15 protein-coding genes are annotated in these 12,361 nt (G+C 29.1%); all 15 read left to right on the top strand.

Features of this window, described 5'->3' with window-relative positions; genetic code table 11:
- Positions 1-155: 155 nt before the first annotated feature.
- The 15 genes from ACH5TW_RS00255 (at position 156) to ACH5TW_RS00185 (ending at position 12,091) form a co-directional block, all read left to right on the top strand.
- Complete coding sequence (locus tag ACH5TW_RS00255; RefSeq protein ID WP_439334467.1) at positions 156-794, top strand: hypothetical protein; 639 nt, start codon at positions 156-158, stop codon at positions 792-794.
- A gap of 150 nt (positions 795-944) precedes the next feature.
- Positions 945-1,721 carry a toll/interleukin-1 receptor domain-containing protein gene (locus ACH5TW_RS00250; protein ID WP_439334466.1) on the top strand — a complete coding sequence of 259 codons (777 nt, stop codon included), beginning with the start codon at positions 945-947 and terminating at the stop codon, positions 1,719-1,721.
- 159 nt (positions 1,722-1,880) lie between these two features.
- Positions 1,881-2,678, top strand: coding sequence for a DUF5677 domain-containing protein (locus tag ACH5TW_RS00245; RefSeq protein WP_439334465.1), 798 nt, complete (start codon positions 1,881-1,883; stop codon positions 2,676-2,678).
- 163 nt (positions 2,679-2,841) lie between these two features.
- Positions 2,842-3,426 (top strand): hypothetical protein, encoded by a 585-nt coding sequence (locus tag ACH5TW_RS00240; protein ID WP_439334464.1) that lies wholly within the window; start codon positions 2,842-2,844, stop codon positions 3,424-3,426.
- A gap of 139 nt (positions 3,427-3,565) precedes the next feature.
- Positions 3,566-4,447: a hypothetical protein gene (locus ACH5TW_RS00235; RefSeq protein WP_439334463.1), complete on the top strand. Its 882-nt coding sequence runs from the start codon at positions 3,566-3,568 to the stop codon at positions 4,445-4,447.
- A 238-nt stretch (positions 4,448-4,685) separates the two neighbouring features.
- Complete coding sequence (locus tag ACH5TW_RS00230) at positions 4,686-5,519, top strand: hypothetical protein (protein WP_439334462.1); 834 nt, start codon at positions 4,686-4,688, stop codon at positions 5,517-5,519.
- 174 nt (positions 5,520-5,693) lie between these two features.
- Positions 5,694-5,999: a hypothetical protein gene (locus tag ACH5TW_RS00225; protein ID WP_439334461.1), complete on the top strand. Its 306-nt coding sequence runs from the start codon at positions 5,694-5,696 to the stop codon at positions 5,997-5,999.
- The gene (locus ACH5TW_RS00220) at positions 5,980-6,375 is read left to right on the top strand and encodes a hypothetical protein (protein ID WP_439334460.1); all 396 of its coding nucleotides are present in this window, start codon (positions 5,980-5,982) and stop codon (positions 6,373-6,375) included. Before ACH5TW_RS00225 ends, ACH5TW_RS00220 begins: the two co-directional genes overlap by 20 nt.
- Before the next feature lie 126 nt (positions 6,376-6,501).
- Positions 6,502-7,092 (top strand): TPM domain-containing protein, encoded by a 591-nt coding sequence (locus tag ACH5TW_RS00215; RefSeq protein ID WP_439334459.1) that lies wholly within the window; start codon positions 6,502-6,504, stop codon positions 7,090-7,092.
- Positions 7,093-7,262: 170 nt separating this feature from the next.
- Positions 7,263-7,859, top strand: coding sequence for a hypothetical protein (locus tag ACH5TW_RS00210; protein ID WP_439334458.1), 597 nt, complete (start codon positions 7,263-7,265; stop codon positions 7,857-7,859).
- 168 nt (positions 7,860-8,027) lie between these two features.
- On the top strand, positions 8,028-8,657 hold the full coding sequence (locus tag ACH5TW_RS00205; RefSeq protein WP_439334457.1) for a hypothetical protein: 630 nt from the start codon (positions 8,028-8,030) through the stop codon (positions 8,655-8,657).
- Positions 8,658-8,812: 155 nt separating this feature from the next.
- Positions 8,813-9,211 (top strand): hypothetical protein, encoded by a 399-nt coding sequence (locus ACH5TW_RS00200; RefSeq protein WP_439334456.1) that lies wholly within the window; start codon positions 8,813-8,815, stop codon positions 9,209-9,211.
- A 145-nt stretch (positions 9,212-9,356) separates the two neighbouring features.
- Positions 9,357-9,785 carry a hypothetical protein gene (locus ACH5TW_RS00195; RefSeq protein ID WP_439334455.1) on the top strand — a complete coding sequence of 143 codons (429 nt, stop codon included), beginning with the start codon at positions 9,357-9,359 and terminating at the stop codon, positions 9,783-9,785.
- 162 nt (positions 9,786-9,947) lie between these two features.
- The gene (locus ACH5TW_RS00190; RefSeq protein WP_439334454.1) at positions 9,948-11,438 is read left to right on the top strand and encodes an ATP-binding protein; all 1,491 of its coding nucleotides are present in this window, start codon (positions 9,948-9,950) and stop codon (positions 11,436-11,438) included.
- A gap of 164 nt (positions 11,439-11,602) precedes the next feature.
- The gene (locus ACH5TW_RS00185) at positions 11,603-12,091 is read left to right on the top strand and encodes a hypothetical protein (protein ID WP_439334453.1); all 489 of its coding nucleotides are present in this window, start codon (positions 11,603-11,605) and stop codon (positions 12,089-12,091) included.
- Positions 12,092-12,361 lie beyond the last annotated feature (270 nt).

Raw genomic sequence — 12,361 nt, 5'->3', positions numbered from 1 at the left:
GAAAAAGCCAGTGCCTAACATTGTATAAAAATAATAGCGGTTTAATCGCTAAAACGAAAATGAAATTTATAAATCAAACGACAGTAACAAACCGAAAAGTAAGTGCGTAAAAATCCGCTACTATTCTTATACGTTACCGTTATGTTTAATTTCCTATGAAGTCTATACTGAAAACAATTTTATTCTTTTTAGCAATTAGTTGTTCTTCGACTAAAGATTTTTCAATTGATAAAATTGAAGGAAAATATTATTGGAAAAGCATTTATGGAGTGGGAGAATCAATTGAGTTTAAATCAGATTCAACTTTTGTATTTAATTGGCAGCAAGGACTTAATAATGGAATTACAAATGGAAATATTGAGTTTGATGGAAAAACAATTAATCTATATAGCGAACTCAAACAAGACAGCCTTTCATATGAATTAATAATACCTGAACAAAAACAAACCGATTTTTATAAAGTAAAAGTATTGGATTCAGAATTAAATCCAATTGAATTCTCAAGTTGTACTGTTAAAAAAAACAATGAAATTATTGCAGGAAAATCAACAGATAAAAATGGAATTTGTGTCATTGACAATGAAAAAATTGATGAAATATTAATTCAATTTGTAGGATTTAAAGATGCAGTAATTCCAATTACAGATGATTCACCTAAAACATTAACTGTAAAATTGAAATACGATTTCTTCTATGAATATTTTGAAAAAGAAAAAGTATATCGAATAAATAGGAATAAAATAAAACTGCAAACTTTCGAAAGAAATAAAGTATTTAAAAGAGAGAAAAACTAAACATAACAAAGCATAAAATTAATGGCTAGTTTTAGCTTACTTGGAAAATTCCTTCGGAATTTTCCGCTGGCAAGTTTCTATTTATTAAATTAGTGCTTAAACGCGCCACTAATATTATACGTAACCGTTACCTACAATTAGAACCAACCTATGGAACAAGAAAAAATAATTCGAATCGAAGCCAAAGACTTTTATGAATGGAAAATTAAAGGTTCTGATAGATTTAATCCTATTGAAGACTTTCATTTGATAAAATCTCGATTAAATGATTTTTATACGACAAGCAATAAAGCCATTTTTTTAGATGAGATAGAATCAATTGTTAAAACTGATTTACAAGAACATAGAGACAGAGCTCACGGAGGAAAACCTAAAGAAGGTTGTGGAGAAGAAATAATAGCGGAAAAGCTTCTCTTCTACATAAAGCAAGAGTTGGATACTCTACCAGCAATTGCTCATCAGAAGTTTGAATCGAAAGATGAGAACATACGAGATAATGTTTTTGTAAGTTATAGTCATTTTGACAAGGAATATCTAAATGATATACAACGACATTTTAAACCTTTTTTGGGTAAAATCAATTTTTGGGACGATACAAAAATTCAACCTGGACAAGAATGGAAAAAGGAAATTGAAAAAGCTATTTCTAAAACAAAAGTCGCTATTTTATTAATAAGTACAGATTTTCTAGGCTCTGAATTTATAGCTACTAAAGAAATTCCACCATTACTAGAAGCTGCGGAAAAAAATGGAGCTGTTATTTTGACTGTTATATTGAAACCTTGTCTTTTTGAAGAATTTGATACGCTAAATAAATATCAAGCAATGAATCCACCTAGTAAACCAATTAGCAAAATGGATGAGAATGAACGAGAAGAATTATTTGTGAATCTTGTCAGACAAACGAAAAAAGTATTAGATAAATAACTGTAGGTAACACCGTGTATAATTAATGGCTAGTTCTCGCCTACTTACGAAAGTCCTCGCGGACTTTCTATTCGGTTTTTATTTGCTAAATTAGTTACTTAAACACGCCACTAATCATACACAAAAACGTTACCTACAATTTCAAAAAAAACGAACTAATTGAAAAAACAACCAAATGTAATATCGGATTTTGAACTAATTACCGAAATTGGTTGTGATTTATCTCAACATTTTGGCGGAATATATGTTGATGACGAAATAAAAACAAAATCAACTCATTTACTCGCAAAAGCATTAGACAACAGTTTTTCAATTTTAAAACTAATTCCTGAAAGTAAATATTCAGAAGGTAAAGAACTCTATCTTGATATTTCATCTGTTTTCTCACTATGTCGGAATTTAATAGAATTATCAAACATTTTCTGGTATTTAATAGACGACAAAATTGAACAAGACGAGTTTGAATTTAGAACCGATATCCTAAAATATCACGATTTTATTTCAACGGATTTTATTTTTAACAGAATCCTTTACGATGAAAAAAACGTTGAATATTTAGAGAAAAAAATAAGTGAATTTAAAGACAAAATTAAAAACAATTCACACTTTGAAAAATTAGATAAACAAACAAAAAGATTCATTCTCAACGGAAAAAAAAGTACACTTTTAACTCAATTTGAGATAGTTGAAAAACGTGGTTTAGATTTAGAAGAGTTTCGTGCTTATTATAAACTAATGTCTGTACATACACATTCTTCACCAGCATCAATAACTCAATTAGTTTACGCTCAAGGAATGGAAACCGATGGAGAGTTTAATAATTTGATGTTATCATTTTTGATTATGTATTCTAGTTCATTTTTAGCAAACTTAATTAAATCAACAACCGAATTATGGGAAATGAAATTTGCCAAAAAAGAATCTGAAAAAATTATTTATGAATATGCATCGATATAAAAACTGTAGGTAACAAAGTATAAAATTAATGGCTAGTTCTAGCCTACTTGGAAAATTCCTGCGGAATTTTCCGCTGGCAAGTATTTGTTTACTAAATTAGGTGCTTAAACGCGCCACTAATCTTATACGTAAACGTTGTGCTTCATACCCAAAAAAAACCGAAATGACACTAATTCATACCACATGGTTGGAATTAAAACCGAATGAAAATAATGATGGAAATCAAGAATGTTTCGCGGAATATTATAACCGAATTTGTGAAACGAAATTTGAATTAGGAGAATTTCCGAAAGAGGTTTATGAACAATGGATTCATCCACATCACAAAAATCACAAAACTTTAAAAAATTATTCTTGGATTAATTTTGACTTAATTGAATTTGAATTAGTTTCTTGGGATTTTGAATCATTAAATAAACTTTACGTTATTGAACAATTTCAATCGTATGTGAACCAAAGAGCTAGTTTTAAGAATATCGAGGATTTTTGTTGTTTAGATGAAGATCTTGATTATTGGAAAACAAATGGAACGTGGAAAAAACCACCTATTATTCTGGATATTAATTCTCTGAATCCGGAATTCCCAAGTTGGAGTGAATTAAAAAAACCATTCCAACTCGTAGAAGGACATTCTAGATTAGGTTATTTAAAATCAATGAAAAACATAGAATCTGATGGAGAATTTAAATTAGCAGAAAGACATAAAATTTACCTAATGAAAAAAGTACGAAAGCACAACATTGTATAAAAATAATGCTTAAATTAGTGCTTAATCAAGAATTAGTGCTTTTTTGTTACATCTGATTTTCCTTCGGAAAATCCTCGCACACAAAACCGCACTATTCTTATACGTAACCGTTGGCAACAATAAAAAACCCGAACAAATAATGAAATTTAGAATATTAATTTTAACATTAGGAATTATCACATTTAATTCTTGTCAATTTAATCAATCAGTAAATACAGACTTAATTACTGGCGCTTATTCAAGAGGAGATGGAATTGGAATTGATGACATTAATATTGAAATCAATGGAAAAATTGAAAAAAGAAATGAATATGTATTTGGGGAAAAAGTGAATCTAATTTTTAACAACATTAATGGATTAACAAAGACAGAAAATAAAACTTTCCCTGGATTATCAATGTATATTGTAAAAAATGAAAAAGATACTGTTCTTTCTAATCCAAACTTGTTGAAAAGTTTAGATAATGGAACTGACCTTTTTCCACTTCAATTACAAGCAAACTTTAGAACTGCTTTGCCTTATCAGAATGAAGAAAAATATAAAGTTTTCGTTAATATTTGGGACAAAAAAGGAGATGGAAAGTTCACTTATGAATTACCCTTTACTATAAAAGAAAATGACTTGCTTAATATTGAAAACAAAGGAATTGAATATTCAGAAATATACTTGTGGAATGAAACACTTAAACAGCCAGTTTTTGACCAAAATGTGAGTACTGAAGATTTATTAATATTAATACTTGATGACATAAGTGGTTTGGAATTGAGCAATGAAAAAGTTTTCCCAATTTTCTCGATTGAACTTATAGATAATAAAGAAAATAAGATAATATCAAATCCGAATTTATTAAGTGATTATGAAAACGAAGGAGTAAATCCAGAAGATTTAAAAAGTCAATTAACTGCAAAATTAACTTTTACGAAAGGAGAAATAAATAATCCTTGCAAATTAATAGTGAAACTAAAGGACAAAAATTCAGCGAAGGAAATTAACATAAGAACTGAATTACAAATAAATTAAAGTTGCCAACAAAGCATAAAATTAATGGCTGGTTTTAGCTTACTTGGAAAATTCCTTCGGAATTTTCCGCTGGCAAGTTTCTATTTACTAAATTAGTGCCTAAACGCGCCACTAATATTATACGTAACCGTTGGCAGTAATTTGAGAAACCTTGTTACTCGACGAAAAGCATACTTCACTCATTTTGATTTTTAAGACAAAAAAGACTGAATTACATTTGAGATACTAAATTCAACGAATGAAATACTTACTAATCTTTTCGATTTTTCTTTTTTGCAAATTCAGTTATGGTACTGGACAAGTCCCTGATTATTTAGTTTATAAAGGCGATACACTTGCAATTTTCTCAAATCCGCTTGAAAAGTATTTTGAAAAAACGGGAAAAAGGGAGTTAATTGATTTTGTTGGTTGTGTTTCGACCGCTTGTTGGAGAGGTTATAAAGCTATTTGGGAATTAAAAGAAGATAAGCTCTATTTAATACAAGTAACCAGTTGTCATAACAGTTGCGGACTTGAAATAAAAAATGCTGACTTAAAAAAGATGTTCGGAAATGAAACTGTGTTTGCGAATTGGTTCACTGGAAAAATAATTGTTCCTCAAGGAGAAAGAGTTCAATACATTCATATGGGTTATGCCTCGATTTATGAAAAGGAACTTCATATATCATTTAAAGATGGAATTAAGACAAATGAAAAAACTATCTCAAACGGAAAAATAGCTAACAAAATCAGATTTGAAAAAAGACAAAGAGAAATCGCAAAAAAAGTACAGGATACTCTTTTTCAACAAGTAAAAAAAGCTATTGTCTGGGATACAATCAAAACACCATATTATGACTTGTGTGATGAAAAATATATTTTGACTTATAATAAAAAAGGTAAATTAAAGAAAGTTTGGGTTGATTGGTGGTGGAATATAACTGATGATAAAAAATGTAGAAAAGAGATTAAGAAAGCACTTAAACCGATAAACATTTCATATCTCAAATTACCAAAGAGAAAAATAAAGATAACTTTTATAATATTTTATAATAAAGAAACTGGAAAATTAGAAACGTGGATGGAAGAATAAAAACTACTGCCAACAAAGCATAAAATTAATGGCTAGTTTTAGCTACTTGGAAAATTCCTTCGGAATTTTCCGCTGGCAAGTTTCTATTTACTAAATTAGTGCTTAAACACGCCACTAATATTATACGTAACCGTTGCCCACAATTAAAGACAAACATTTCGCTGAACAGGAAAATTGAGAGAATTACCAAAAGATATTATTAATCAAATGAAAATCCGATTTGAATCGGACTTTAACTCTGCGAACAAAATTTTATCAGAATATTTGAATAAATACGACTATCTGAACTCTGACCGAATTATTCGCTGTGTGATATTTTTAGCAGATAATGGAATTGAAAGTTTTAAATCATTTTTAGAATCTGCTAAAGGTGACCCAAGAGATGTAATGTATTGGGCGGAATACGAAAATCGAGAATCTTTGGATAATAATAAAAGAGTTCGGAATTTCAACAAATCATTTGAAGAAAATAAAATTTAAAGTGGAAAAAAAACTAAAAATAGTTTCTCTAATCTCATATTCCTTAATAATTCTTATGGGACAAATGATTGGAATTCCATTTTTAATGTGGATTATTTTTACAACTTTTGATTTTGGAAATGCTGAACAGATTTTTGCTATTCTTGGAATGGCTGGAATAATTTTAAACTTTACAAAATATTGGAAATTAAGAATCATTAAAATTTTGAGTTTCATTTTAATGATTTTGCCATTAATAAAACGAATGACTAAAACACCAATTGAGAAATTTAATTACATAGCATTTCAAATTCCTCTTTTGATTTTTATAATAACATATCTGATTTTAATAATAAAACGGAATAAAATAACTGTGGGCAACAACGTGTATAATTAATTACTTCTGAATTCCCTAAACGGAAATTCCTCGGAATTAATTAACTTGTGTCTTCATCAGAAAATTCTAACCGAATTTTCCGTAACTAATCATACACGAACACGTTGTACACAATACCAAAAAAAAATGAAGAAAGCATTAATAATTATAGGTTCAATCGGAGTTTTATATGTTTTCGCATCGTTTATTTTGCCAAAAATCATTGCTATTCCATTTGCTGCTTATAATTCAAAAAAGGTTTGGACTGACTACGAAAAAGAATACTCGGAATCCAAAACATCTGAATTGGTTTTAGACAGTATCGGTAGTTTCCCTTTTCCGATTGGTTCAGTTTCTGACTACGAAAAAATTTTTAATGAAAATCAAATTTCAAATCTGACTAAAATAATCTCAGATTATGAACAAAAAACGACACGAGAAATTGCAATTGTTACGGTAAACTCAATTGAGCCTTATGAAAACATAGCTGATTACTCAACTGATTTAGCAAACGAGTGGGGAATCGGAAATCCAGAGTCGGATAACGGACTTTTGATATTATTCAGTAAAAGTCTAAGAGAATTACGCATTACAACTGGATTTGGTACAGAAAAAATTTTGACAGACAAAAAATGTAAAAAAGTGATTGATGAAACTATAATTCCTGAATTTAAAAACGGAGATTATTATAACGGAATAGAAAAAGGATTGAGCCAATTGATCAAACTTTGGGAATAATGTACTGTGTACAACAAAGTATAAGAAATAATGCTTAATTTTATTCCTAAACCAAAAAGATAGCGCGTATTTGGTCTCTCTGATTTTCCTGCGGAAAATCCTCGGACACAAAACCGCACTATCCTTATACACAACCGTTGTGCCTAATTAAAACCAAAATGTGCATAGAAATGAACGAAATTCTTGAACTAATAAAAAGTATCGGAGTCATTATTGCTTCTGGAGTTGCGATTTGGGGAATAAACAGTTGGCGTAGAGAAACTAAATGGAAAAGACAATACCAATTAGCTGAAGAAGTTTTGGCTAATTTATATGAATCACATCACGCAATTAAAGTAATTAGAAGTCCTATTGGATTTGGAAATGAGGGTTCTTCACGACAAAAAAAAGAAAACGAATCACCTCAAGAAACTGAGATTTACAATCAAGCATATGTTTCGAGGGAAAGATTTGAAAGAAATAGAAAACCTTTAGAAAAATTACATACTTTAAAATATAGATTCATAGCTCTTCACGGAAAAGAATTTGAAGAACATTTCGACAAGTTTAATCAAACAATGAATAAAATATTCTTCGCCTCTGACCAAATTGCAATGGTAAAACTCGGTCAGTATGGAGAGGATAAAAACCTAATTCGAGAAATATTAAAAGAAAGTAGAGCGGATTTATATGTTCGAATTAAAGGAGAAGATACAATTGAAAAAGAACTACAAGAAGCGATGAAAATTATTGAAACTAAATGTCGTTCAATTATTGGAAATAAATAACTAGGCACAACAAAGTATAAGAAATAATGCTTAAATTTATTTCTTAATCAAAAGGTTAGTGCTTTTTTAGTCACTCTGATTTTCCTGCGGAAAATCCTCGGACACAAAACCGCACTATTCTTATACACAACCGTTGTACTGCATTTGAGCGACGAAATGAAATCAAAATTGAAAACAAAACATATAATTGCTTTAATGCTGATTCTATTTGTTGGCTACGTTTTGACTAATATGTTTCGAACAAAAAGTCTGACTGAAAAAGAAAAGGCAATTATTCCATATGAGAAAAATGACGAATTAATTTTTGAGTCAAATAAATCGGATATTGACACTATTAAAATTACTGACTTAACTTTAGTAAAACGCCCACCGAATTTGGGAGATATGTTTTGGGCGAAAAACACGGAATTATTAAGAGTACACACAAATAATTCGGACTGTAAAAGTTGCGATGAATTGATTTATCTCGATACAGAAAATTTTTCTTCCGACACAAATATCAGATGGAATATTAGAATTAACGGAAAGAATTATGTTCACGGAACGAACCTTGAAGAAATATATGAACTGAATACCACAAAACTCAATGTAAACGGAATTGAATACGATGATGTTGTAGTTTTGGAAAGAAGTAAAAGATTTGAAAGACCAAAAGACAAGTTTTCGAAAATGTTTTACAATGGAATTTATCCAATTGATAAACTTTATTGGAGTAAATCAAATGGAATTATACAATTTGAGATAGTGGAAACGAATGAAATATGGAAATTAAAAAACGCAGTACAACACCGTGTATAGCTCATTGCGGCTGAATTCCTAATCGGAATTCATTGCAATTTGCTATCTTTCGGTTACGGCGGAAAATCATAGCTGATTTCCCGCAACGAGCCATACACAAACACGTTAGCATACATTTGAGAAAAACATTGAAACTGAAAAACAAAATATCGAAATTGACATTAATTCTGATTTTAATCGGAGTTTCATTCGGATTGAAAGCTCAAACTTCTGAATTCAGTTTTACGGATAAATACGGAAATGAAATTAAGATTGAGAATACGAAAATGATACCTGAATTAATTGACGAGGAATTTCTGAAAAACAATCTAAACGGAACTCATTTCACATTTAAACTGAAAGAAGATGCGGAATTAAAATTTGAATATAGAATTATGGAATTCGTGCGGATAAGTAAAATGGAATATCGAATTCGGATTTTACAAAAACCTAAATCTGACAAAGCGGAAGACATAATTAGATACGTTGGTTATAGTAATTATCGAATGAAATTAAAGAAAACTAAAAGCGGAATTGAATTAAAGAAAGTTGAATTTATGTACGCTGAAATATAAAAACGTATGCTAACAACGTGTATAATTCATTGCTAGTTATAGCCTACTTACGAAAGTCCTAGCGGACTTTCTATTTATGATTTATTTGCTAACTTTAGTACTTAAACACGCAACGAAATCATACACAAAACCGTTGTAGCGCATTTTGCCAATGAGAATTTTTAAAAAGAAATATAAAGTTGATTACGAGAATCTGATATCCAAACTTGAAATTGGAAATGAAGTAGAAATACGGGAATTATTATGGAAACCGAAAAATAAAGCAGTTGAATATTTACCAATTACGACTGAACTCATTAAAAAACTAAAAAAAGAAAAAACTGCTGACCAACTCAAAATTCATAAAAAACTTGAAAAAGGTCGTTTTGAATTATTAGTTTTCGAAATAACTTGGACTGAAAGTGATGTTCCATACAGTCCGATAATAATTGACAAGTCGAATAGTAAAATTGTTGGAGTAATGTTGCCTTTTAATGAATTGATTCCACATTTGACCAATAAAGAGAATAAAGAAATTGGAAGCTTGGGAATAGAATGGACAAGTTTTGTAATTGGATATAGAACTGGAAAATAAACGCGCTACAACAAAGCATAAAATTAATGGCTGGTTCTAGCCTACTTGGAAAATTCCTGCGGAATTTTCCGCTGGCAAGTTTCTATTTACTAAATTAGTGCTTAAACACGCCACTAATATTATACGTAACCGTTGTGTGTAAGTGCTAACCAACCATCATAAATGAAAAAAACGAACATCTTATCTATAATTCAAGCTCATAATAACCTAAATCCTGAATTATTTAATGATTATCTGAATTATTTTAATACTTCAATGAAAGGTGGAGAATTAAACGACTTGGAAATTTTCGTAAATTCCTTGTTAAAAAAGACAGAGAATGTTGATGAATTTGACAATTATTATCTAGGTTATAAAATCCCACAAATAAGCAAAGAATTTGATTTACTTAGATTTGGAGAAAATTACACAATAAACATTGAGCTTAAAAGCACGAGTACAAAAGAGAAAATAAAAAAACAATTAACTAGAAATAAATATTATTTAGATTTTTTAGGAGAAAATATTTTATGTTTCACTTTTATTTCAGCTGAAAAAAAATTATTCAGGTTAGACAATAACAATGATATCATTGAGGAAAAACCCGAAGAACTTTTAAAAGTATTAAAACTTCAAAAAGTAAAAAGTATTGAAAATGTAGATTCTCTTTTTAATCCTTCTAATTATTTGGTTTCTCCATTTAATTCAACAGAAAAATTTGTTTTGAATAAATTTTTTCTCACAAACCATCAAGAAGAAATAAAACTAAAATCATTAAAGGATATTAATGATGTTAGTAAAAGTTCTTTTATTTCTATTATTGGGAAAGCAGGAACAGGAAAAACTCTTTTAACATATGACATCGTTAAAGAATGTATGTCTAAAAAAATGAATGTATTAATTATTCATTGTGGATTACTAAATGAAGGTCATTACAAATTAAGAGATGAGTATGGCTGGGATATTATACCTGCAAAAAACACATATCATAAAGATATTTCAAATTATTCACTTGTCATTATGGATGAAGTTCAAAGAGTTTATCCTAATCAATTAAAGCACATAATTAAAGAAGTAACAACACATAAAAAAAGTTGCATCTTTTCCTATGACAAGCAACAATGTTTAAGGAGTACTGAAGTAAATAATAATATTGAATTACAAATTGAAAGCATTGTAAATCCTCTTAAGTTTCAATTAACTGAGAAAATAAGAACAAATAAAGAAATAGCTTCTTTTATAAAATGTATTTTGGACAATGGTCGTCAAATTGACAAATTAGGTAAACCAAATGTTGAATTAAATTATTTTAAAACTTATAATGAAGCCATAGAACATATTAAATACTTACAAGATAAAGGTTGGAAAACAATAAATTACACCCCTTCAAGTAGACATAACTTACCTTATGATAATTTAAGAATAGGAGAACAAGACAACGCACACAGTGTTATCGGTCAAGAATTTGATAAAGTAATTGCTGTTGTTGATTCTTTCTTTTATTATAATAACGAGAATAAACTATCAACAAAAAACTATAAGAATAGACCATATTATCATCCAACAAAAATGTTACTTCAAATTATGACAAGAACAAGGAGAAAATTAAATTTCATTGTGGTTGATAACGAAGAAATTTTAGAAAGATGTATAGCAATATTGAACCCAAAATAAAAACACCTACACACAACAACGTATATAATTAATTTGCCATTATTGGCACGCTTATAAAACTATTCTATAAACGCTTAATATTTGGTTATTTGTATATGCTTGCTTTACCTTAGCAAACTAAATTATATACATAACCGTTGTGTGTAATTAGAAAAAAAACGAATATGAAACTTTTAGCTTTAAGTTTATTAACGATATTATCTGTTCAATCCAAGCTATTCGGACAGATAGATATAAAATCTGAATCTGAAATACTAGCTGGAATTGAATGGCTTTCGACTAATCCAGTTGAACAAGCGGACAAAGAATTTGTGTCAAAGGCATCGGATTATATAACTTATCAGTTTGTAAAATATCCAAACTTCCCTGTGGATTTTTCAGCGCTAAAGGAATTTATGGACACCGATAGAAAATATAAATATTATGACGAAATCAATGTTGTATTTACAAGCAATCAATTAGCAAGTAAAATTAGAACAGGAAATAAATATAACTTAAAAGATTCCTCCATAAAATCTATGAATAAAGTCTTGGAATATTATAAGTTATTAATAGAAAAAGAACCTGACCAAAGGAATAGTGTTTTGGACGAATATTCTAAAATGAGTGAAAAAGAATTAGAAAAACAAATTAAAAAACTGCTAAAAAAATAACTACACACAACACAGTATAAAAAAAATTGCTAGTTTTAGCTAAACCAAAGTTAGTTGCTCGTTTGCTAGCTTCTGATTTTCCTTCGGAAAATCCTCGCATACAAACACGCAACTTTCCTTATACATAACCGTTGTAAACAAGCTAAACCAAAATATGAACTTCATTAAAAAACTTTTCGGATTAAATAAAAAAGAGGAAGAAGAATACTCTGTAAATTTTATTGTCGCAACTCTAAATGATAAAGTAATGCCAATCGATAGAGGAGAAAT

The sequence above is a fragment of the Thalassobellus sediminis genome (assembly GCF_044386045.1).
Classification (GTDB): Bacteria; Bacteroidota; Bacteroidia; order Flavobacteriales; family Flavobacteriaceae; genus Thalassobellus; species Thalassobellus sediminis.
This window is presented reverse-complemented; position numbering and strand designations above follow the sequence as displayed.